Genomic DNA, 22562 nt, shown 5'->3' on the forward strand with positions numbered 1-22562 from the left:
CTCGGACTCTCGATGAAAGGCAGGGGCACTGTTACAGACGCGGTTCAACCCGCAAACGCTGCGGGTTGCTCGGTACCGGTGGCCGGCCGTAACGATCATCACCGGCACCGCCAAACGGTTGATCGCCTTCAGGCTCGTCGGTCCGCGCCGCAGCCTTGGCGGCCTCCGCCCGCTCCTTGCGAGCCTTGGATGCGCGCTCGATCGGGAAACGGATCGCCACGAGCACCAGGTAAAGGCCGAAGGCAATCATGCCGTACATGAACAGATCGGAAATCGCCCGCCAGGCGTTGTTGCCGACCTTGAACAGTAGATCCAGTGCAGTAATGGCAATGGCTGGGGCAACCTTTTCCTTCACCGGGTCGATGATGGTCGGGCTAAACAGCAACACCGCCATCAGCAGCCGCAGCGGCTCACGCAGCCAGCGCCACATCCAGCGGGTGATGCGCATCCACACCAACAGGCAGCCTAAAGCGGCAAAGGCGTAGAGGCCCCAAGCGATCAGATAGTCGTTCTCGGTCATGGTGTCCATGGCAAGGCAGGCAAAGAGGCGCTTATAGTAACGACTTTTCGCACTTCAGACTGCCCCGCCGTCTGCGATCCCCCAATTTCGTACAACGTTCGAGAGCTCTTCATGCCCCTATCCGCCAACGTTTCCGACGCGCCCATTGCCCACAAGGCCGACGGCGATGACCCGTATGCCTGGCTGCAGGAGCGCGACACCGACGCAGTGCTCGATTACTTGAAAGCCGAAAACCGCTATCAGGAGGCGCAAACCGCCGATCAGGCCGGGCTGCGCGAAACCCTGTTCGAAGAGATCAAGGGGCGGATTCTCGAAACCGATCTGTCGCTGCCCTCGCCCTGGGGCCCGTACCTGTATTACACCCGCACCACGGCCGGCGACGAATACGCCCGTCATTACCGCTGCCCACGTCCGACCGATGGCAGCCTGCGCATCGACGAAAGCCAGGAACTCCTGCTGCTCGATCCGAACGTGCTGGCCAAGGGCGGTTTCTTTTCCCTGGGTGCGTTCAGCGTCAGCCCGGACCACCAGCGCCTGGCCTACAGCATCGATTCCAGTGGCGAGGAGGTTTACACGCTGTTCGTGAAGGAATTGTCCAGCGGCCGCGTCAGCGAACTGGAATTCCAGGACTGCGACGGCAGCATGACCTGGGCCAATGACAGCCTGACGCTGTTCTTCGGTGAACTCGACGACACCCACCGCCCTCACAAACTGTTCCGCTATCGGCTGGACGGCACCGCCGCCGAAGAAGTGTTCCATGAACCAGACGGCCGATTCTTCCTGCATTGCTACCGCTCAAGTTCCGAACGGCAATTGCTGCTGTCGCTGGGCAGCAAGACCACCAGCGAAGTCTGGGCGCTCGACGCCTCGCTGCCGCACCAGGCCTTTACCTGCCTGGCGCCGCGGGTCGAAGACCATGAATACGACGTCGATCACGGCAAACTCGATGGCGAGTGGACGTGGTTGATCCGCACCAACCGTGACGGCATCAACTTCGCCCTGTACCAGGCCGCCGACACCGGCGTCGCGCCGACCGAAGCCGACTGGCAGAACCTGATTCCCCATAGCGACACGGTGATGATCGATGGCATGAGCCTGAACGCCGAGGCCATGACCTTGAGCCTGCGTGAAGGAGGCCTGCCGATCATCGAAGTCTACCCACGGGACTTGGTGCCGTATCGCGTGCAATTACCGGATGCGGCTTACAGCCTGCATGTGCAGAACAGCCTGGAATTTATCAGCGACAGAATCCGTCTGCGCTACGAGGCCTTGAACCGTCCGGCGCAAATCCGCCAACTGATCCTGGCCACCGGCGAGCAGAAAGTCCTCAAGGAAACCCCAGTGCTCGGCCCGTTCGACGCCGACGCGTACGTCAGCCAGCGGCTTTGGGCCACGGCCCCGGACGGTACGCAAGTGCCGATCAGCCTGGTGGTCAAACGCGAATTCCTCGGTAAGCCGACGCCACTTTATCTGTACGGATATGGCGCTTACGGCGAAAGCCTCGACCCGTGGTTCTCCCACGCCCGCCTGAGCCTGCTGGATCGCGGGATGGCGTTTGCCATCGCGCATGTTCGCGGCGGCGGTGAATTGGGCGAAGCCTGGTATCGCGCCGGCAAGCAGGAGCAGAAGCACAACACCTTCAGCGACTTCATCGCCTGCGCCGAACACCTGATCGCCAACGGCTTCACCACCTCATCGCAGCTGGCAATCAGTGGCGGCAGCGCCGGTGGCCTGCTGATCGGCGCGGTGCTCAATCAGCGGCCGGAGCTGTTCGGCGCGGCAATAGCCGAAGTGCCGTTCGTCGACGTGCTCAACACCATGCTCGACCCGGAGTTGCCGCTGACCGTCACCGAATACGACGAATGGGGCAACCCGCAAGAGCCAGACGTCTATGATCGGATCAAGGCCTACGCACCGTATGAAAACGTCACCGCGCAAGCCTATCCGGCAACGCTGGTGATCGCCGGCTACAACGACAGTCGCGTGCAGTACTGGGAAGCGGCCAAGTGGGTGGCGAAATTGCGCGCGACCAAAACCGACACCAATCCCCTGCTGCTCAAGACTGAATTGGGCGCCGGGCATGGCGGGATGAGCGGTCGCTACCAGGGATTACGTGACGTAGCCCTCGAATACGCATTTGTTTTGAAGGTTTTGGGCATTGCCTGAGGAACTTGGCCCGGCGTCCCGGTCTTAACACCAGACGCCGGACCCGACACAACCCACAGGGGATAATTGGTGACTGAAGGCCCGCCCCCGCAAAAGACCACAAGAAAAAGACCGTGACGACATGTCAGAACCGACCTTACTGAACAAAGAAATTCGCGACTGGCTGATGGACTGCGGCCTGTTCGATCAACTGCTGCCGGCCGACTTCGTGGCGGCTTCAGGTTACTTCAGCATCAGCACCATCGCCGAAGGCGAAGAGATTTTCCGTGAGGGCGATGCCGGCAGTTTCATGTGCATCATCCACACCGGCCAGGTCGCGGTGCAAAAGACCAACAGCGAAGGGCAACGGGTGACCATGGCCACCTTGCGCAGCGGGCGGGCGTTCGGCGAAATGGCCGTGCTCGACGGCGAACGGCGCTCAGCCAGCTGTGTGGCCGCGAGCAACTGCCAGTTGCTCAACCTGGGTAAGGACTCCCTGGAAAAGATGCTCAACGAGGCACCGAAAATCGCCGCCAAGATCATCCGCGCCCTCGCCGTCTCCCTCTCCAAACGCTTGCGCATGGCCGACGGGCAACTGCTCTCGCAGCAGATCTAGACACTATCCGCCCGGCGTTTTGATTTTCGTCGTGCTCGGCTCAAGGCCCGGCAGGGTCTGGTCCTTGGGCGGGTTGGGCATTTCGATCGGCGGCAACAACGGTGGCCCACCGTTGCCGGTCTTGGGCACAGTGGTCGGGGTAATCTGCGGGTACGGCGTCGGCGTGGCAGTGCCGGGCGAACCGGGTATCGGCGTGGGGCCGGTGGGGATGGTTTGCTGCTCCTGGGCCTGCACTGCAGTTATCGAGAGCGCGGCCAGGGCAATGGCCGTTAGAATGGTGCGCTTCATCAATGGCTCCGTTGGCCTTGTGGTCTTTTGCAGGCTACTCCCAACCGCGTTCGTTTGCCTTCTTCCGTCTGTCCATTTCTCCCCAAGAGAGCCCCATGAAACGTTTCGTTCTGCTCGACACCACCCCCATTCCTGAAAACGGCGGTGCCCTGTGCCTGTTCGAATACGGCGAGGACTTCGTCATCAAGATCCAGGGCGGCGACGGCGGGCAGTTGATGAATACCCGCATGCACGGCTCCGAAGATGCCCTGGCGGAAATCCCCTGCCGCAAGGTCGCCGGCCGGCCGAATTCGCGGGTATTGATCGGCGGCCTGGGCATGGGCTTCACCCTCGCCTCGGCGCTCAAGCATTTGGGCAAGACCGCTGAAGTGGTGGTCGCCGAACTGGTGCCCGGCGTGGTGGAGTGGAACCGTGGGCCGTTGGGCGAAAAAGCCGGCAACCCATTGCTCGACCCGCGTACGGTGATCCGCATGGAAGACGTGGCCAAGGTGCTGCAAGCCGAGCCGCAGGGTTTCGATGCAATCATGCTCGACGTCGACAACGGCCCCGAAGGCCTGACCCAGAAGGCCAACAGCTGGCTCTACTCCGCCGGCGGCCTGAGCGCCTGCGCCAAGGCCCTGCGCCCCAAGGGCGTGCTGGCGGTGTGGTCGGCCAGCGCTGACCGGCAGTTTTCCGACAAGCTGAAAAAGGCCGGCTTCAAGGCCGAAGAAGTACAGGTCTTCGCCCACGGCAACAAAGGCACCCGCCACACCATCTGGATTGCCGAGAAGCTCAAGGGCTAGGCTAAACTTCAACACATAACCGTCATTAGTCTTTTACAAAGGTGAACCCATGAGTTCGTCAACGCCTCCAACCAACACCTCAAAGTTGGACCGCATCCTCGCCGACAACCAGCGCGACAAGGAAATGGGTTACCGCGACAAGGCCCTGAAGATGTACCCGCACGTGTGCGGCCGCTGCGCCCGTGAGTTCTCCGGCAAACGCCTGAGCGAACTGACCGTGCACCACCGCGACCACAACCACGACAACAACCCGCAGGACGGCTCGAACTGGGAACTGTTGTGCCTGTATTGCCATGACAACGAGCATTCGCGTTATACCGATCAGCAGTATTTCGACGAAGGCTCGCTGAGTACGCCAAAGATTGCCAAGGCGACGCATAACCCGTTTGCGGCGTTGGCCGGACTGATGAAGAAAGAAGACTGAAGATCTTCGCCAGCCATGCTGGCCTCTTCGCGGGCAAGCCTCGCTCCTACAGGATTACGCGACTACCGCGTATGACATTGATCCGTAGGAGCGAGCGGTGCGGCGATCCGACTTGCCCGCGAAGGCTATATCCCTGACACCACCAATCTCCAAACTGAACACCCCTCCCCCAATCCCCGTATAATCGCGCTTTTTTCCCGAAGGCACCCCGCTCGTGGCAGACAAACGGTATAGCTGCATTGGTTTGTATAACCCCAAATCACCGGAGAACGTCGGTTCGGTGATGCGCGCCGCCGGTTGCTATGGCGTGGCGTCGGTGTTTTACACCGGCAAGCGCTATGAGCGCGCCGCCGACTTCGTCACCGACACCAAGAAAGTCCACTACGACATTCCGCTGATCGGCATCGATGACCTGAAAAAAATCCTGCCGCTGGGCTGTGTACCGGTCGCGGTGGAACTGGTCGACGGCGCCCGCTCGCTGCCGGAATACACGCACCCGGATCGCGCCCTCTACATCTTCGGCCCCGAAGACGGTTCGCTGGATAAAGAGATCCGCGACTGGTGCGAAGACGTGGTCTATATCCCGACCACCGGCTGCATGAACCTGGCGGCCACGGTCAACGTGGTGCTGTACGACCGCATGGCCAAGGGCAACAACACCCGTTCAGGCCCGAAATTCCGCTGAATCACCGCACATCCGATGGAACGAGCCGACCGCCTCGACAGTCAGCTTAATTATCCATTCTTGAAGCCTGGAGACAGATCATGAGCGACCTCAAACGCGTAGAGCGCATCGAATCCACCCCGTTCCAGACTCAGCCCGCGCAGAACGTCCAGGGTTGGGAGCGCATCGGTTCCCTGGCCGGCGGTGTGGTGATGGTCGGCAAAGGCCTGCGGCGCGGTGGTGTGTTCGGGTTGCTTCAAGTGGCCATTGGCGGCGTAGCGATGGCGCGGGGTATTACCGGGCACAGTTCGGCGAAAAGCTTTCTGGAAAAGAGCCGTCAGGACATGGTTAACGCTCGGGCCAGGATTGAGCGTGCCGGGGAAGAGTTGAGTCGGTTGAAGGCCAATGCCGAGGCGGCGACCAAAACCGCCACCGTGACCGGGAATGATTCTTTGAAGTCGCCGAAAGCCGGGGTTTGATCCGGAATTTTCGGTGAGGCTCAGGGCCTCTTCGCGGGCAAGCCTCGCTCCTACGGACAATAACGCGATCGCCACAACCTGTAGGAGCGAGGCTTGCCCGCGAAGGCGGTATTACTGAAGCAACCCGGTATCAAGCACTTTGGAAGACTCGCCAATAACGCTCTCACTGAGCTGAACGAATTCCTTGGTATCGACACTCTCCAAACGCATCGCCCCGCGCAGCACATCATCCAGCGAACGCTTGTTGCGGGTCTTCAGGCGAATCTCGCGATCCAGTTCCTGCAGCAACACCACCGCTTTGGCCACTTGGGCCGGGTTGATCTGCTCCCCGCGCAAGGTCGTGACCTTCTGGCTGGCCTTGGCCAACTTGCTCTGCAAGCCCTCATACCGCTCGTCACTCATGCCGCCCGCTCGGCGCACCAGTTCGATGGCGTAATACTCGGCAAACCCTTCGCTGATCCAGTCGCTGCGCTGGCTGTCGTTGATGCGCCCGAACACCTGAGCCAATTCACGCATCAAGGCACTGGTGCCGCTTTCGCTGACCAGCGGCAAGCGGCTATTGAGATAGATCGATTCCCGCGCGGCCAGGCTGCCACGCCACATCGGGTCATTGGCGCCGACGATCAGCAGTTTGCTGGGGTGACGCGGAAAAACTTCCTGCACTTGCGGCCACACGAACGTCAGCAGCGTCAGCACATCCATGCGGCGCATCCCCTGGCCTTGGGGCGAGGCCACGGTGACTTCGGTTTCCCCCAACCGAGTGCGACGGCTGCCGAGGTTACCGGCGAGCATCCAGCCAGTGGGACGGTCGAACAGACGCGAGACGTTATCGATGCGGAACTTGTTTTTGCCAATCCGCGGCCAGCCGGTTTCGACGCTTTTCCAACCGGTGGGCAATTCGAATTCCAGGCGTGACACCAACTCGATACCGTCCTGCTGATCGAGTTTCGCCGGGGGCACCAGGTCATCGCCACGCATCAGCGCCCACGTTGGTGTCATGCGCGTGTCGAAGCTACCGCTCTTGCGCCCGTGGCTGATGCGCACGCGGTAGGTCAGGCTGGCCTTGTCGGCGGCCGGGCGCCAGACACCACGGGCCTGCGTGCCCGGTGTGAGCTGCCATTGGCCATCGGCCTTGAAATCGCTGTAGTGACTGCCATCACCCAAGTCGAAATCCAGACTGCGCACTGCCGAGCCTTGGGCCAGGGTCAGGCGCACTTCGGCCTGATCGCTTTGCGGCAACAGGCGCACGTGATAATCCAGATCGACTTTCTTCGCCGCCCACACGGGCGAACTCAAGGCCAGCAGACCGACAGCCAACGCCCGCAGCACTCCCACCGCCATACACACTCCTATTGTGGCGAGCGAGCTTGCTCGCGCCGGGCTGCGTAGCGGCCCCAAATTCTTGTAATCGCTGCCGATCTTGTGAGTGCTACGCACTAACCCGCGCGAAAAATCAGATGATCTTCCCAATCGTCTTCGGCCACGCTGCCTTCGGCGAGCATGCGCCCGGACTGGGAAATACGTTCGTGATGCACCGCATCACGATCACCGCACACCAGGTGATGCCAGAGCGGCAGGTCCTTGCCTTCGCTGACCAGTCGATAACCGCAGGTCGGCGGCAACCATTTGAACTCATCGGCCTTGCCCGGCGTGAGCTGGATGCAATCGGGGACAAAGTCGCGACGGTTGGGGTAATCGGTGCACTGACAGGTTTTGAGGTCCAACAGTTTGCAGGCGATGCGCGTGTAGTAGACGGCGTTGTCGTCTTCATCCTCGAGCTTTTGCAGGCAGCACAGGCCACAGCCGTCGCACAGCGATTCCCATTCCTCTTGATCGAGTTGATCGAGGGTTTTGCGTATCCAGAACGGTTCGACTTTGGCGGCCATGGCTCAAGCATCAACATCAGGTGGTGAAAAGGCCGCCAGTCTAGTGCCAAGGCACCGGCGGGCCAAGCATTGGCGACTGCCGGTACGACGGCACTTGTCAGTTTTTGCGCTACCCAGTAGCTTTGCCAGTCGCAAGGAGCCCTACCCAAGTGCCATTAACGCTCAACCGCGTTGCATTCAGGTGAACTGCTGGCTCAAGAAATCCTGGCGCTCAGCTCAACTGTACCCGCCGGTTTTTTACGACGACCCCCACTTTCAAACGTAAAGGAATCTCTTGATGAGTGCTAATCCACGCGTTGCCGATTACGCCATTCACCCTCAGTTCACCGATCGCTGGTCGCCCCGCGCCTTCACCGGCGAAACCATTCCCGAAGAGACCCTGCTGAGCTTCTTCGAAGCCGCCCGCTGGGCGCCATCAGCGTACAACTCGCAGCCTTGGCGGTTTCTCTATGCGCGTCGCGACACGCCGAACTGGGAGCGCTACCTGGGCCTGCTGAACGAGTTCAATCGCAGCTGGGCACAGCACGCCTCGGCGCTGGTAATCGTAATCTCGAAAACCACCTTCGTGGCACCTGGCGCCAGCGAAGAAACCCCGGCGCTGTGGCACACCTTCGACACCGGTTCCGCCTGGGGCCACCTGGCGTTACAAGCGAGCATCAGCGGCTGGCACACCCACGGCATGGCCGGTTTCGATCAGGAGCTGACCCGCAAGGAGCTGAACATTCCTGAGGGTTATGCGCTGCACGCCGCCGTGGCGATCGGCAAGCTGGGCGACAAGGCGACACTGGCCGAGTACCTGCAAGCACGTGAAGAGCCAAGCCCGCGTCGTCCGCTGAGCGAGTTGGCGGCTGAAGGTAATTTCACCCTCTAAACGCGCCGGACCTGATCGTTCCCACGCTCCGCGTGGGAATGCCGCCAGGGACGCTCCGCGTTCCGCTTCGGATGTGACGCAGAGCGTCACGGGATGCATTCCCACGCAGAGCGTGGGAACGATCAGCTGGGTGAACTCAATACCCGCGCGCGAAATCCACTTCCCCACGCAACGCTTCACCCGCCTGATACGCCCGCAGGTTCTCGACAAACAGCTTCACCATCGCAGGTGGCGAAGTCGGTGCCGAGCTGTGGCCGGTCAGCAGCAGTCCCCACGCGGTCCAGAACGGATGACGTTGCGGCAGTGGTTCCTGACGGCAGACGTCGATCACAGCCCCGGCCAGATGCCCTTCCTTCAAGGCTTCCACCAAATCCGCATCGACCACTGCAACGCCGCGCCCGACGTTGATGAACAACCCGGTTGCCTTGAACTGCTTGAACAGTGCAGCGTCATACAGGTCGTGCGTATTGGGGGTATTCGGCAGCAGATTGATCACGTAATCCACCTCACCGACCAGGCGCGGCAAATCGCTCAGCGCGCCGACTTCGACAAAAGGCGCCTGCTCCCGGGCGGTGCTGGCGATGCCGTATAACTCGACGCCAAACGGCAGTAGAAACTGCGCCACTGTCTGACCGATGTCACCGGTGCCGACAATCAGCACCTTTCGTCCAGCCAGGCTTTGACCCTGGCGATTGTCCCATTTGCGCTCGACCTGGCTGACCAGCCGCGCCAACACTTCGCGCTCGTGGCCGAGCATGTAAGTCAGCACGTATTCAGCCATGACCTGACCAAAAATCCCGACCGCGCGAGTCAGCCGATAGTGCCGTGGCAAGCCATCGGCCAGCAGCGGCGTGATACCGGCCCAGGTCGACTGCAACCATGCAGGCGTGTGGCCCTGACGCAACAGCGTCGCCAGCAGGTCCGGCTGACCGAGCCAGACTTGGCAGTCGGCGGCCTGACGGGCCAGTTCGGCGGAGTCGCCGCTGGTCAATACTTCCAGTTCAGGCGCTGCCTGACGCAACAGTTGGGCATACACAGGGTGGTCGTGTTCAGCAATCAGAACGCGCATGTTTCAAACCTTTCAAAAACAGTGCAGACGACCGCCGACGGAGGATCACTCCATCGTCACGGCCATCGCCAAAATCATTCCAGTGTTTCATAAGGCTCTGAACAGAGCCTGTCTGCCGATTACATCGGGTCGTTGCGGCGCAGCAATTCTTCCGGCAAGTGTTCGATGTATTCATCCTCGGCCGGTGGCATTTGCAGGTGGTAGCCCTGCTTGTCGAGGTTCTCCAGTACTACAGCAATGTCTTCGCGCGACAGCTTGCGCTCGGGGGTCAACACCAGGTCGAAAGCGTGGATGGCTTTGCCGAAAGCCGCCATCAGGGGTTCAGGCACGCGCTCCAGTGCATCGCTTTTGAGCACATAGAGGTACATCCCGCTTTTCTTCGAGCTTCGATAAATCGAGCAAATACGTTTCAAGGCTGTTCTCCGGCGGTGGCCAGGCTGTCGAGCAGCGCCTGGCCCATCAATTCGCGGCGCCAGCCACGCAGCGAATCAGGCAATTGGTAAGGACCATTGGGGAAGCCGCTCTTGAGCAGCGCTTCCAGGGTTTTCTTGCGCAGCATCAGCTCCGGCGCGATGTTCAGGCGCTCGGCTTCGGCCTGGCCGATGGCGCGCAGCTGTTTGACCAGCGCGGCGGCTTCCACCGGCAATGGCTCCGGCACCGCTGGCGGCCACTGATCAGGCGACACACTGCCAGAGCGCTTGATCAGATCAAGCAGAAATTCGCCGTCCTGACGCACGGTGCGCGGGTGCATGTCTTCGATTTTCGCCAGTGCGCCGAGGTTGTCCGGTTGGGTGCGTGCCAACGGCCACAGTGAATGTTCACGGATAATGCGGTTGCGCGGCAGATCACGGGCGCGGGCTTCACGCTCGCGCCAGGCGCAGAGTTCACGCAACACGGCGAGTTGGGCGCGGGACAGCTTCCAGGCCAGTTTGGCGTCGCGATAGACCTCGTACGGGTCGACCTCGCGCCGCAGATTGGCGACCAGCTCGGCTCCGTCTTCCAGGACCCACGCGTATTTTTCGTCAGAAAGCTTCGGACGCAGCTGTACGAAAACCTCTGCCAGATGCACAGCATCTTCGGCGGCGTAGCTGATCTGAGTCTCGGACAGTGGACGTTGCAGCCAGTCGGAACGGGTCTCGCCCTTCGGCAGCTCGATGCCGAGCACCTCCTGCACCAGCCGCGAATAACCCATGGAGAAACCCAGGTTCAGGTAAGCGGCGGCCAGTTGGGTGTCGAACAGCGGCGCCGGCAGGCTGCCGGTCAGGCGCAGCAGGACTTCGAGGTCTTCGCTGCACGCATGCACGACCTTGACCACGGCCTGGTTTTCCAGCAATGCGGCCAGAGGCTGCCAGTTGTCGATGGTCAGTGGGTCAATCAGGTAAGCGCGTACGCCATCGCCGATCTGCAGCAGGCCTGCGATCGGGTAAAAGGTGTCGACCCGCATGAATTCGGTGTCGAGGGCAACGAATGGCAGCTGCTGCCACTCGGTGCAAAACTGACCGAGGCTATCGTTGTCGCGAATCCAGTGAATATCGATGGCCACACGGCTCTCCCTTGAAGAATGGCGCGCAGTATATATCGCCCCCGGCGATTTCCGCGCATCCACTGAACAAGAGCTTTAGCGAAAATACCTGCCGAACAGCAAGAATTGTCTGACAGGTGAAGACTAGCTGTCCTTACGCAACACGTAGACCCGCATCCGCGTGCAACCCGGTACCAAGTCCTGGTGACTGAGCAAGCAGAAACCCGCCTGCCTGAACTCGGCCTCAAGCTCGGCCTTGCTGGCCTGTGGCTGGGCCTGTGCGCCCTCCACGTCCGAACGCTCGAGCTTGAAACGCCCATCAACCCGCACCGCCACAATCACCGTATCGCGACTGACCCGGTGGAATTCGCGCAACATGGCCAATCGATGCTCGGGACAGGCGATGCGTTGAAACAGTTGCAGGCAAAAAATGCAGTCAACCGCATTCGCCGACAAGCCGATGGTGAAGGCTGAACTCTGAAAGGTCTTGATCCGTTTCAGCAGGTTCTGCGGATGGTGGGTGCTAGCATGATCGAGCATGTCCTGAGATGGATCGGTCGCGAGGATCACCCGGTTCGCATGCTCGGCCAGCACCGGCCAGAAACGCCCGACCCCGCAGGCCACATCAAGAATCAATCCCGGTTCGCCAGCGACCTGCAGCGCGTTACGCACCAATTGCTCTTCGCGCCAGAACGTCAAACGCCCCGCCAGGCCGCGCGGTCGCGGCTGTTTACAGACGCGGGCGTGTTCCTGATCGTAGCGCCGGGCGAACTCAAGCTCGAAGGCGGATGGGGGCTGCGCGGACATGTGTAATGGCTCTTGTTGGATGTTCCAGGCGCCGCAGATTAGCGGTCGTTACGTGAAAAAAAGGTCGAGTCGCTCATTTTTTGGCCAGCACACCGTCGCCCATTGCGCCGCGGCATCCGGCGAACATATCCAGCCCCGGGTTGTAGACCGTGCTGTTGACCTCCAGCAGACCGAGCATCGAATGGAACAGGTTGTCCTGGCTCAAGGGCTTTTCACGATTCTGCTGCAGGCAATGGGTGTCCACCGAGAACGACTTTTGATAGCTGTCGGAGAACCACGCCATCATCGCTACATGTTTCTGTTGTTCCGGTGCGAGCATGTAAGGCGTGCCATGCAGGAACAGGTTGTATTCGCCCAGCGACTCGCCGTGGTCCGACAGATATAGCATCGCGGTATCAACTTTGCCCTGGTTGCTGCGCAACAGATCGATCAGGGTCGACAGCACGTGGTCGGTATACACCAGCGTATTGTCGTAGCCATTGACGATGCTTTCGCGGCTGCAATTGTTCAGCGCATTGCTTTCACACACGGGCGTGAAGTGTTCGTACTCTTTCGGGTAGCGCTTGAAGTATTCCGGACCGTGACTGCCCATTTGGTGCAGGACCAGCACGGTGTCTTTATTCAGCGTGTCGATGAAGTGCTGCATGCCTTGCAGGAGAATTTCATCGCGGCACTCACTGTTGGCGCACAGCACCGGGTCTTTCAGGTTGCTCACGTCGTCGACAGTGACCCGATCGCAGGTTCCTTTGCAGCCTGACTGGTTATCGCGCCAGATCACCTCGAGACCGGCGTGCTTGAGCACGTCCAGCAGACCTTCCTGATTCTTCGCCTTGCTGGCGTCGTAATCCTTGCGGCCCATGTTGGAGAACATGCAGGGCACCGACACTGCCGTTTCCGTGCCGCACGAATGCACATCGGTGAAGGCGATCAGGCCGGATTCCTTACTCAGTTTCGGCGTGGTGTCGCGGTCATAACCCAGGATGCCGAAGTTCTCGGCCCGGGCACTTTCGCCCACCACCAGTACCGTCAGGGATTTACGGTCATGGGCCTGCCAGGCCGGTTTTTTCTGGGCATCTTCACCCAGTTTGGCGAATGGTTGCCGTGCAGACACCACTTGCTCACGCAGATAACCGAACGAGGCACCGATGTAGTTGCTCGGCACCACCATCAGGCGCAATTCATGGTGATTGCGAAACAACGACGACAGGCCTTGATAGTTGACCAATGCGACACCGCCGATCACTGCAACCGAGGCGACGCTCACCAGCACTTTACTTAATAACTCACGGTGCCAGCGACGGTAATTAACCGGGATTTTCCACAACAACCACGACGGCAAGACGCCGAGCAACACGATATAAACAAACAGTTTTAGCGAGAGTAAGTCGCGTACTTCCGTGGCATTGGTTTCGGCGAAGTTACGCAACATACCGGCGTCGATCAGCACGCCATATTGGCTCATGAAGTACGCCACACCGGCACTGATCAGAAAGATCAGCGTCAACACGGGTTTCATCACGGGCCGGAATGCCAGCAAGGTCAGCACAATGTTGAAGGCCGCCAGGATCATCAGCCCGAACGCGACACGCATGACGATGCCTTGACCGTCTGCTGCGGTGATATCGAAGAGGTGTTGCCAGAGAACTAAATTGAACCCTGCCAATAGAAAGGCACTGGAAACCAACGTCACCCATTCGGGGCGCACGGCTTTGAACTTCAACATGTGATCGGCTGTTCCTGAAAAGAAGTGCCCGCGGCAAATGTGAAAATTTCATTGACCGAGAGGCCACAAATCTTAAGCAGTCAACCATCAATATTTCGTGAAAAAGAAGCCAACGAATAGTTGGCTTCTGGCATTAGGCCAAAACGTCCAACACTGGCGACCCGTTTCAAGCCTGATGCAGATACCAGCGCCAGTCCTGCTCACCGACTTCGCCCATGAATTGCCGGTATTCGGCTCGTTTTACTGCCAGATAGACGCCAAGAAACTCACTGCCGAACGCTTCCCTGGCCCAATTCGAGCCTTCCAGCGCTCGCAACGTGGTCAACCAGTCGGTCGGCAACAATTGCGCAGCCTGGGCGTAACCGTTGCCCTCCACCGGCGCCCCGGGGTCAAGTTGCTCGCGGATGCCGCGATGAATACCGGCCAGGATCGCCGCCGCTGCCAGATACGGGTTGGCGTCGGCACCACAGATGCGATGCTCGATATGCCGGGAGAATGCCGGCCCGCCGGGCACCCGCAAACTCACGGTGCGGTTGTCCACGCCCCAAGTGGCCGCCAGGGGTGCGTAGCTGTTGGTCTGGAAACGACGGTACGAGTTGGCGTTCGGACAGAACAACAGCAACGCATCGAGCAATGTGGCGAGCATCCCCCCGACCGCGTGTTTGAGCAGCGGCGTGCCGTCCGGGGCCTCGCTGGCGAACAGGTTATTACCGTCCTTGTCCGCCAGGCTGACATGCATGTGCATGCCGGTGCCGGCCAGGTCATCGAACGGCTTGGCCATGAAACAAGCCGTCATCCCGTGCTTGTGCGCCACGCCCTTGACCAGCCGCTTGTAGCGCACGGCTTCGTCCATCGCCTGCAAAGCGTCGGTGCGGTGTTCGAGGGTGATTTCCACCTGCCCCGGCGCGTATTCAGAAATCGCCGTGCGCGCCGGAATGCCCTGGAGCTTGCAGGCGCTGTAGAGGTCGGCCAGAAATGGCTCGATCTGTTCCAGTTCACGCAAGCCGTAGACCTGAGTCCCGCGTGGCCGCCCGCCATCGACATCCCGCGCCGGTTGCGGCCGACCGTTGCCGTCGCGCTGCTGATCCAGCAGATAGAACTCCAGCTCCGCCGCCATCACCGGGTAATAACCGTCGGCCTGCAAGCCTTCGATGACCTTGGCCAGCAGGTGCCGTGGGTCGGCGATGGTCGCGGGCATGCCCTCTTGCGGATGCATGCTGACCTGCACCGCCGCCGTGGGAATCAATCGCCACGGCATGCGCTGCAAACTGCCGCTGACGGGATAAGCGCGGCAATCGATATCACCGACGTCCCAGACCAGACCGGAGTTTTCCACGTCATCGCCATTGATGGTCAGGCCGAGGATGGTACTCGGCAGTGGCCGACCGCTTTCATACACCGCCAGCAACTCATCGCGATGCAGCAATTTGCCGCGTGGCACACCGTTATTGTCGAGGATGAACAGCTCGAACATCTCGATATCCGGGTTCTGTTCAAGAAACGTCAGGGCTTGTTCTTTGGTAGCGAAGGATGTCGTGGCACAGCTCATGGGAATTCTCGTCTATCCGCGTCAGGCAAACGCACAGGCGCCGCCGGTTTGATCCCGGCGCACAGCGCGGGACCTATCAGAACAATCAGCGGGAGATGCAGGAATCCGGCGGGCGCGCGTGACGGCAGTGCCACAGCGCCCAGAAGGCCAGTTCGGAAGGGAGTGCGACTGGACAACCGTCCATAGAGAAGACCGCAGTAAACAGATGCGCAGCAGCGTCACACGGGCGGTTAAGCCGTTAAATCGGGATTTGAAGAACCTTGGGTGTGGATTGGCTAAACAATTGATTATTCGCTAAAGGGGATTAGCCGAGCGGGACGTTATTTAATTTCTAAATACTGCTCCTGACTTTCTGATTTGCCGCCTCCAAGGCTCGCGCGCCTAATCGGCTCCTTGTTCCTGAAGGTCCGATTATGGAAAACATTCGTGCAACCTCCCGCCCTGCCCTCTGGCTGATGTTCAGCATCATTCTTGTCGCCCTGAATCTGCGTCCTTCCATGGCCGCTGTCGGCCCGTTGCTGTCTGCCATTCGCGGTGACATCCCGCTGAATTTCAGCCTGGCCTCGCTGTTGACCATGCTGCCCGTCATGGCCATGGGACTGGCGATGTTCTTTGGTATCGGCATCAGTCAGCGCTTGGGCGAGCAGCGCACCGTAGTGCTGTCGCTGCTGATCATCGGCCTGGCCACGGTGTCGCGGTTGTTCCTTGATTCGGCGGCGGAACTGATCCTGAGCGCCGTACTGGCCGGTGTCGGCATTGCGCTGATTCAGGCGCTGATGCCCGCCCTGATCAAGTCCCGTTTCAGCGACAACGTTTCCGTGCGCATGGGTCTCTACGTGACGTCGATCATGGCCGGCGCAGCAATTGCGGCGTCATTCGCGCCGTTGGTGATGACCCGCACCGGCAGCTGGCGAGTGGGGTTGGCGATCTGGGCGGCACTGGCGCTGGCGGCGTTGCTGTTCTGGTGCGTTCAACGCACGGGAATGCCGACATTGGGGGAAAAGTCGTCCCGCAAAGAATCCTTTTTCCGCAATTCCCGCGCCTGGTTACTCGCAATCTTCTTCGGCCTGGGCACGGCGTCCTACACCTGTGTGCTGGCCTGGCTGGCGCCGTACTACGTGGAAAAAGGCTGGAGCGAACAACAGGCCGGCTTGTTGTTGGGCTTTTTGACGGCCATGGAAGTGTTGTCGGGGCTGCTGACACCCGCCATCGCAAACCGCAGCCGTGATCGGCGCCTGGTGCTGGCGGTGTTGCTGGCCCTGATCATGGCCGGTTTTTGCGGGCTGATTCTGAGCCCACGACACCTGAGCCTGCTGTGGCCGTGCCTGCTGGGACTGGGCATCGGCGGGCTGTTCCCGATGAGCCTGATCGTGTCGCTGGATCATCTGGACAATCCCCAACGCGCGGGCGGGTTGACCGCCTTCGTGCAAGGCATCGGTTACCTGATCGCCGGCCTCTCGCCGCTGATCGCCGGGATGATTCGCGATCAACTGGGCAGTTTCGAATGGGCCTGGTGGTCACTGATGGGCGTCATGGCACTGATGATCCTGATGGTCCTGCGCTTCGATCCGCGGCATTACGCCAAACACATTCATTAACCCGGAACCCCCATCATGAAACGCACAGGTTTTGCTGCCGCTCACGTCGGCATGTTGCTCTGGGCGCTGTTGATTGCCGTCTCGTTTTCCGCGGCAGCCCAGGTCAGCCAGGCCATCGACCCGATTCTGCTGACCGGGTTGCGCTTGTTGTGTTGCGCCTTGGTGTTTTTGCCCTTGTTGCTGTTCAAGGGCGATACCGCCATGACCGCCCGCGGCCTGCTCGGTCATGCCGTGCTCGGCATGTTGCTGGCACTGTACTTCGGCTCGTTGTTCGAAGCACTGCGTTACACCTCGGCGGTGAACACCGGGACGATGTTTACTCTGGTGCCGTTGCTGACGCTGCTGTTCGAAGCCATCCTGACACCCGACAGCCGCCTGAAACAACGCGTGTTGCCCATGCTGGTTGCCGCGGTCGGCGCCGTGCTGCTGGTATTGAAAGGCGCAGGTCCCGGCGAACTGCCGTCGCTGTACGCGGTATCGGTGTATGCGGTCGGTTGCCTGGCAATGGCGCTCTACTCGCCCCTGAGTCAACGGCTCAAGGCCAACAGTCTCAAGGGGCGCGGCCCGGTGGGCATGACTTTCTGGAACATGCTGTTCGGCGCACTGTTTCTATTGGTGTTCTGTGGGTTCAGCGGCGGCTGGCGCTCGGCGTTGTTGCTGAGCGGGAGCGATATCTGGTGGTTGATCTACCTGGCACTGTTCGCCACCCTGACAACTTTCTGGCTGCTGCATCGAGCCATTGGCGTGATCGCTCCTTCTTCAGTCATTTCCTACATCTACCTAAGCACCCTGTTCATCACACTGTTCCACTGGTTGTGGTTACGCCAGTCGCCACGCGCACTGGAAATCTTCGGCGCGTTGCTGGTGGGCGTAGGCATGTTGGCGCTGTTAATATCCAGCCGCGATGCGATGCCTGCACAGCAATCAGCGCTGAAGGCCTCTGGCCATGTTTCGGGTGATTGAACTCACAAGTCGTGTTCATAACACTATCTGTCCCACAACCGACCATGAAACATCCTACAAGGCATTCTCTTGGCACTATCGTTCCGTTAGGATCGTTCGCACACGTTTGCGCACAGTCGGCGCAAGGAGCACAGCGGGACAGAACGGATGCTGAACAGTAACTTGCTTAGAAAGCTCGATATGCAAGACCTCATGGTGTTTGTTGCCGTGTATGAGCAAAGCAGCGTCACAGGTGTGTCGGAGGCACTTTGCGTCAGCCAGTCCACCGTGAGTTACTGCCTGAAGAAACTGCGCACAAGTTTCGAAGACGAGTTATTCATCAATACCCGCACGGGTATGCGCCCCACCTACAAAGCCAGCACCATGTATGCCCATGTGCTGAAGATTCTCGAAAGCATCAACCTGTGTCACGCCGGGACACCGACGTTCGATCCGTCTCTGCAACCGGTCACCTTCAATATCTGTGCGCCGGAATACTTCGAGCAACTGATCCTGCCGCGCCTGTTGAAGAGCTTCGATTTCGCCGACCTGCCGGTGATGGTCAACATGCACAAGTTCGAAACCGACATCCCGGCCGAAGAACTGCGCGACGGCAGCCTCGACCTGGTGATCTGTTTCGGCCCGAACTTTCATCGAAGCCACACCGACTTCAACTCCAGACGGCTACTGGAGGACGATCTGGTCTGCGTCTTCGACAAACGCGCCACGCCGCTGGAGCCGCGCTTGAGCCTGCAAGCGTTCACTGAACGTCGGCATGTGTTCCCGACGCCCTGGACGTCCACCACCAACATGGTTGACGGCTGGCTGGCTCAACAGGCCCACAAACGCCAGATTGTCGCGCGCTCCAACAGCTACAGCGCGGCACTGAAGATGATCACCGGCACCGACTTCATCTTGACCTTGCCCCGGCGCATCCAGCAATTGCTGGCCAATGAGGCGATCTTCAATCACTGCGAAGCGCCCAATGGTTTGCCGGGCTTCACCCTGGACATGCAGTGGAGTCAAAGCGTCGACCAGGACAGCGCCAACACCTGGCTGCGTGAGCAAGTGATCAAGGCCTGCGCCGAGCAGGAAATGGCCTGAAATTCAGAGGCCGATGGCAGTCTTGGTGTAGGACTCTCGATCGATGTCGATGATTTCCACACATAGCTGGACCTCAACACCGACCGGCCATTCGCACACATCCTGCACCACCGCCAGCAGGCTGTCTGATAACTGCTTCTTGATCTGCGGCGAGCGACCGCTCAACAACGCCAGTTTCACATGCACGAACGCCCGCTCACCCGGTGCAGTGCCCACCCTGAAAGTCTCGACCTTCACCGCACGAGCCTTGATGTCGAACTCTTCAAACTGCCCCGAAGCGACCAGCGCGTTGTTGAGTCGCATCAATGCCACATCGGCATTCAGTTCGGACAGGTTGGCGGTGTATTCCATGTGCAGGTGGGGCATGACGGGGTTCCTGAGGATTGGCAGAAAGGTCGTAGATATAACACCGCCCTGCTCACTCTGTCAGCGGAAGGATCGGACGTTCACTCATGAACGCCTCCAGGCGCGAGCGCAGCCAGCGTTCAGCCGGGTCGCTGTCGACATGGCTGAGCCAGACCATGGACAGGTCCAGGGTCGGCGTCTTGAACGGAAATGGCTCCTTGAACAGTTGGCCTGACGCTGCCATCGCCTCCGCAGTGTAATCCGGCAGGCTGGCGATCAGATCGGTGCCGGCGAGCAAGGCCGGCAATGAGCTGTATTGCGGAACGGACAGCACGACGTGGCGTGTTCGGCCGATCTCTGCCAGCCATTCATCGGCGTAGCCACTGACATTGGCGGTGTGGGACACCAACACATGCGGCCGCGCGCAATATTCATCGAGGGTCAACGGCGTGTCCGACGCATCTGCACGCAAGATGCTGGGCTGGATATGTCGCAACAACTTGCGTTTGGCGTTGGCCGGCAGGCCGCGGGTCTGGCTGATACCAACGGTGATATCGCCAGACGCCAGCAAGTCGGGAATGCGCCAGTAGTCGACATGCTGGACCACGAACACCACCTTCGGCGCTTCCTGGCGCAAAGAACGCAGCAGTGGCGGTAACAGACCGAACTCGACATCGTCCGACAGACCGATGCGAAACGTCATGGTGCTGCTGAGCGGATCGAAATCGTGGGTCAGGCTCAAGGCCACCGACAGCGAATCCAGTGCCGGCGACAGGTGCTGAATAATCTCCTCGGCCCGCGCTGTCGGCTCCATGCGATGGCCGACCCGAATGAACAGCGGATCGTTGAACATCGTCCGCAAGCGATTCAGCGCCGCACTGATGGTCGGCTGACCGAGGAACAGCTTCTCCGCCACCCGCGTGACGTTGCGTTCGAGCATCAATGTCTCGAACACCACCATCAGGTTGATGTCGGCCTTGCGTAGTTCGTTGCGATTCATCCGTTGCACCCCGGTCCCCAAGACTGGATGACAGTTTAGGGAGGTGTCGCGATCGGCGTCTATGCAGGTTGGCAAACGACCCGATCCATAAAAACCGGGGGCACTCACCACTCAAGAGCGCCCGGCTGAAACGAAGCTGCCCTGACTGAGCAGCTTCAGCGCCCGGAGCCTATATCTCCCTGACCGGCGTCTGCTCTTGAGTCCCTTTGATCAAACCAATGGCATGCACGCAATCAGACTTATTGACGTAAGCCTCCCCACTGGCAATCGTTTCATGATTCCCCGCCCGCAAACGCCAGCGCCATTGGCCCTTGCCGGTCTGTGAGGTGCCACGGGTTTGCCTGTAAATCTCAAAGTACATTGATCGCTCCTTGCGATGGCTGATTACGACAGATCAGAGACCTGCGAAACCAGAGTAGATGAGGAATTTTTGCGGCAACGTCTTTCAATGTCAGGGGATATTTCGAAGGAAAAACCTTGATTGCCGAAACGATCAATGAATACGGGGGACGGTAATTAGAACGACTGGGCGGAGTAACTTTTCCTGTGGGGGGACATATCTTTCTTACGCTGTTGTGCTGATTTTTCCGACACCAAAAACTTGGGGAAAAAGCGGGACGGACGCGAAAGTGGCCCGATGAAAAAAACTGCGCAAACGAAAAAGCCCCGTAGATTTTCATCTACGGGGCTTTCTATGTATGGCGGAGAGATGGAGACTCACCTAAACGACATCCCCCTCCAACAAACGCCGTGCTTTAGCACCACCCAAAAAACAGCAAGATTTATTTTCTCAGCCCGAAAACCGAACGCAATTGAAGTACATCGAAAAAATTGGCGCTGGCCAAGAAATGATCAGAAGCAGAATGACTGACGTCTACCTATTTAGGTCTCGCCACCCATTGCCACTTTTGATCCCGGCTTTACAGGCTAGCAGTAGCCGGTTCCCGTCTGACTCCATGGCACCACTACTTAATAGAGTCCCAATCAGTGCAACTGCTGCCGCTATACCCGCCTTCATGATAGTTTTCTTGGTGTTGTGAAAAGCGGTCTCGGATCGCACAGCCGCTGTTGTCCATTCACTTCAATTTGCATGCTTGTGTGAATTTATCCGTTTCTCGTGTAGATCCACCTACGGACACGGTCCCAGACCATTTAGAGTCAAACTCTTCCGACTGGAGCCCAAGTTGGATCACTGACTTCGCCTCACGAAGATCAGCTAAAACCTTGAGGATTTCCTCTTTCTCACGAGTGACGTACTGGGTGTATTGGTTATTGCGTTTCGCGCTCTCTACTGTGAAGCGATGGATCTCACCCTTGTCTACTTTGATGAGAAGTTTCCACTCTGAGCTGGTCCGCCCATCAGCCCATTTTTCTTCTTGCAAGATTGCGAGGGAGAGGCCATCCGAATCGCAGTCGAATGCAACCGCTTGGCTCGGACTGATGTTGCCGAGAAGCATTGCTTTCTTGTCGCCTGAGAAGATGTCGTCCTGAATGGTTGTATCCCATTGAGCGCTGGCAGTAGATGAAATGGCAATACCGATAAGTACAACCGTTGCCGCTATCCCTGCTTTCATGTCGATATCCTTAGGAAAGATTGGCTGATCTTAGCTGCTCTCTGGGCACCTTGCCATCACATCACTCGTTCACCCTAGGCTCAAAAGCGGATGGCTAATGCACCTTAACGATGTCCACATATCAATTGGGTTTTCTTGTTAGCTGATATCACCTAGGCTTTCCAACTGATCAACAGCTGAAATTACAAGCCAAGGAGAAGATGGCATGACGGTAGATAAAGCCTGCCCGGTAGTGCTACGGAGAAGTGAAACGCTAGAAATTTTGGCTTTTGAGCATCCGCTGGCAGGTCTGCAATTGGTCAAAGGTAGCGTGGAATCCGGAGAGTCAACTGAAGTGGCCTCTGCACGAGAGCTGGTCGAAGAAGCCGGGATTCAAGGCAAGGTGAACGAGATTTGGGTACGTTGCGCTCGCATATAACAGGACACATGTGGGCATTCCATGAGTGTCATGTTGCGCAAGACCTGCCTGATACCTGGGTTCATCATACTGAAGATGATGGAGGACATGAGTTCATTTTTTTTGGCATCCATTAATGAGTGAGCCCTCAGAAGCGTGGCATCAGATTTACAAAGATGCGTTGGGATTTATAAGACTTAGTCTCGCTAAAGCGCCAATGGAGAATTGACACTCAATTGCCACCTGTACGGCACGCC

At 59.1% G+C, this 22562-nt stretch carries 24 protein-coding genes and 1 pseudogene; 11 read left to right on the forward strand and 14 right to left on the reverse strand.

Features of this window, described 5'->3' with window-relative positions; genetic code table 11:
• Nucleotides 1-31 precede the first annotated feature (31 nt).
• On the reverse strand, nt 32-529 hold the full coding sequence (locus JUI81_RS20665) for an MFS transporter (protein WP_096479669.1): 498 nt from the start codon (nt 527-529) through the stop codon (nt 32-34).
• A 102-nt stretch (nt 530-631) separates the two neighbouring features.
• On the opposite strand from JUI81_RS20665, the gene JUI81_RS20670 reads away from it, so the two are divergent.
• Together JUI81_RS20670 and JUI81_RS20675 are read left to right on the forward strand one after the other, a co-directional pair.
• Nucleotides 632-2686, forward strand: a complete 2055-nt coding sequence (locus tag JUI81_RS20670) for a S9 family peptidase (RefSeq protein ID WP_019580816.1) — start codon at nt 632-634, stop codon at nt 2684-2686.
• A 121-nt stretch (nt 2687-2807) separates the two neighbouring features.
• A complete protein-coding gene (locus tag JUI81_RS20675; protein WP_204124942.1) occupies nt 2808-3281 on the forward strand; it encodes a cyclic nucleotide-binding domain-containing protein in 474 nt (157 codons plus the stop codon).
• A gap of 3 nt (nt 3282-3284) precedes the next feature.
• Here the strand turns inward: JUI81_RS20675 and JUI81_RS20680 are convergent, their stop codons facing one another.
• Nucleotides 3285-3569, reverse strand: a complete 285-nt coding sequence (locus JUI81_RS20680) for a hypothetical protein (protein WP_019580818.1) — start codon at nt 3567-3569, stop codon at nt 3285-3287.
• 95 nt (nt 3570-3664) lie between these two features.
• Between JUI81_RS20680 and JUI81_RS20685 the strand changes: the two genes are divergently transcribed.
• The 4 genes from JUI81_RS20685 (at nt 3665) to JUI81_RS20700 (ending at nt 5918) form a co-directional block, all read left to right on the forward strand.
• Complete coding sequence (locus JUI81_RS20685) at nt 3665-4351, forward strand: spermidine synthase (RefSeq protein WP_007898703.1); 687 nt, start codon at nt 3665-3667, stop codon at nt 4349-4351.
• Between the two features lie 49 nt (nt 4352-4400).
• On the forward strand, nt 4401-4775 hold the full coding sequence (locus JUI81_RS20690; RefSeq protein WP_007942195.1) for a YajD family HNH nuclease: 375 nt from the start codon (nt 4401-4403) through the stop codon (nt 4773-4775).
• A gap of 214 nt (nt 4776-4989) precedes the next feature.
• Nucleotides 4990-5460, forward strand: a complete 471-nt coding sequence (locus JUI81_RS20695; RefSeq protein WP_007942196.1) for an RNA methyltransferase — start codon at nt 4990-4992, stop codon at nt 5458-5460.
• Between the two features lie 80 nt (nt 5461-5540).
• Nucleotides 5541-5918 (forward strand): DUF2892 domain-containing protein, encoded by a 378-nt coding sequence (locus JUI81_RS20700; protein ID WP_019648002.1) that lies wholly within the window; start codon nt 5541-5543, stop codon nt 5916-5918.
• Nucleotides 5919-6029: 111 nt separating this feature from the next.
• Here the strand turns inward: JUI81_RS20700 and JUI81_RS20705 are convergent, their stop codons facing one another.
• The gene (locus tag JUI81_RS20705) at nt 6030-7259 is read right to left on the reverse strand and encodes a hypothetical protein (protein ID WP_204124943.1); all 1230 of its coding nucleotides are present in this window, start codon (nt 7257-7259) and stop codon (nt 6030-6032) included.
• Between the two features lie 95 nt (nt 7260-7354).
• Nucleotides 7355-7804, reverse strand: a complete 450-nt coding sequence (locus JUI81_RS20710) for a YcgN family cysteine cluster protein (protein WP_007942199.1) — start codon at nt 7802-7804, stop codon at nt 7355-7357.
• Between the two features lie 277 nt (nt 7805-8081).
• Here JUI81_RS20710 and JUI81_RS20715 point away from each other — a divergent pair, with 277 nt between their 5' ends.
• Nucleotides 8082-8675: a nitroreductase family protein gene (locus JUI81_RS20715; RefSeq protein ID WP_007942200.1), complete on the forward strand. Its 594-nt coding sequence runs from the start codon at nt 8082-8084 to the stop codon at nt 8673-8675.
• A gap of 136 nt (nt 8676-8811) precedes the next feature.
• Here the strand turns inward: JUI81_RS20715 and JUI81_RS20720 are convergent, their stop codons facing one another.
• The 6 genes from JUI81_RS20720 to JUI81_RS20745 form a co-directional block, all read right to left on the reverse strand.
• The gene (locus tag JUI81_RS20720; protein WP_019580823.1) at nt 8812-9744 is read right to left on the reverse strand and encodes a D-2-hydroxyacid dehydrogenase; all 933 of its coding nucleotides are present in this window, start codon (nt 9742-9744) and stop codon (nt 8812-8814) included.
• A 119-nt stretch (nt 9745-9863) separates the two neighbouring features.
• Nucleotides 9864-10157 carry a YcgL domain-containing protein gene (locus JUI81_RS20725; RefSeq protein WP_019580824.1) on the reverse strand — a complete coding sequence of 98 codons (294 nt, stop codon included), beginning with the start codon at nt 10155-10157 and terminating at the stop codon, nt 9864-9866.
• Nucleotides 10154-11287 (reverse strand): ribonuclease D, encoded by a 1134-nt coding sequence (gene rnd, locus JUI81_RS20730; protein ID WP_204124944.1) that lies wholly within the window; start codon nt 11285-11287, stop codon nt 10154-10156. The genes JUI81_RS20725 and rnd overlap by 4 nt, the downstream gene beginning before the upstream one ends.
• 123 nt (nt 11288-11410) lie before the next feature.
• Nucleotides 11411-12073, reverse strand: a complete 663-nt coding sequence (locus tag JUI81_RS20735) for a class I SAM-dependent methyltransferase (RefSeq protein WP_019580826.1) — start codon at nt 12071-12073, stop codon at nt 11411-11413.
• A gap of 73 nt (nt 12074-12146) precedes the next feature.
• Nucleotides 12147-13796: a phosphoethanolamine transferase gene (locus JUI81_RS20740; protein WP_019580827.1), complete on the reverse strand. Its 1650-nt coding sequence runs from the start codon at nt 13794-13796 to the stop codon at nt 12147-12149.
• A gap of 166 nt (nt 13797-13962) precedes the next feature.
• On the reverse strand, nt 13963-15270 hold the full coding sequence (locus JUI81_RS20745) for a glutamine synthetase family protein (RefSeq protein ID WP_371929204.1): 1308 nt from the start codon (nt 15268-15270) through the stop codon (nt 13963-13965).
• 488 nt (nt 15271-15758) lie between these two features.
• Between JUI81_RS20745 and JUI81_RS20750 the strand changes: the two genes are divergently transcribed.
• The 3 genes from JUI81_RS20750 (at nt 15759) to JUI81_RS20760 (ending at nt 18989) form a co-directional block, all read left to right on the forward strand.
• A complete protein-coding gene (locus JUI81_RS20750) occupies nt 15759-16943 on the forward strand; it encodes a cyanate transporter (RefSeq protein ID WP_204124945.1) in 1185 nt (394 codons plus the stop codon).
• A 15-nt stretch (nt 16944-16958) separates the two neighbouring features.
• Nucleotides 16959-17906 carry a DMT family transporter gene (locus JUI81_RS20755; RefSeq protein ID WP_204124946.1) on the forward strand — a complete coding sequence of 316 codons (948 nt, stop codon included), beginning with the start codon at nt 16959-16961 and terminating at the stop codon, nt 17904-17906.
• Nucleotides 17907-18053: 147 nt separating this feature from the next.
• The gene (locus JUI81_RS20760) at nt 18054-18989 is read left to right on the forward strand and encodes a LysR family transcriptional regulator (protein ID WP_019580831.1); all 936 of its coding nucleotides are present in this window, start codon (nt 18054-18056) and stop codon (nt 18987-18989) included.
• A gap of 3 nt (nt 18990-18992) precedes the next feature.
• Here the strand turns inward: JUI81_RS20760 and JUI81_RS20765 are convergent, their stop codons facing one another.
• The 4 genes from JUI81_RS20765 to JUI81_RS20780 all read right to left on the reverse strand — a co-directional run bounded on the left by JUI81_RS20765 (nt 18993) and on the right by JUI81_RS20780 (nt 21908).
• Nucleotides 18993-19355 (reverse strand): 5-carboxymethyl-2-hydroxymuconate Delta-isomerase, encoded by a 363-nt coding sequence (locus tag JUI81_RS20765; RefSeq protein ID WP_019580832.1) that lies wholly within the window; start codon nt 19353-19355, stop codon nt 18993-18995.
• Between the two features lie 52 nt (nt 19356-19407).
• Nucleotides 19408-20334, reverse strand: a complete 927-nt coding sequence (locus tag JUI81_RS20770; RefSeq protein ID WP_018926773.1) for a LysR substrate-binding domain-containing protein — start codon at nt 20332-20334, stop codon at nt 19408-19410.
• A gap of 169 nt (nt 20335-20503) precedes the next feature.
• A complete protein-coding gene (locus tag JUI81_RS20775; protein WP_019580833.1) occupies nt 20504-20695 on the reverse strand; it encodes a DUF1508 domain-containing protein in 192 nt (63 codons plus the stop codon).
• Nucleotides 20696-21410: 715 nt separating this feature from the next.
• A complete protein-coding gene (locus JUI81_RS20780) occupies nt 21411-21908 on the reverse strand; it encodes a hypothetical protein (protein WP_204124947.1) in 498 nt (165 codons plus the stop codon).
• Nucleotides 21909-22113: 205 nt separating this feature from the next.
• On the opposite strand from JUI81_RS20780, the pseudogene JUI81_RS20785 reads away from it, so the two are divergent.
• Nucleotides 22114-22534 (forward strand): annotated as a pseudogene (locus JUI81_RS20785) (NUDIX domain-containing protein).
• Nucleotides 22535-22562 lie beyond the last annotated feature (28 nt).

Source organism: Pseudomonas sp. 008 (assembly GCF_016861935.1).
GTDB lineage: Bacteria > Pseudomonadota > Gammaproteobacteria > Pseudomonadales > Pseudomonadaceae > Aquipseudomonas.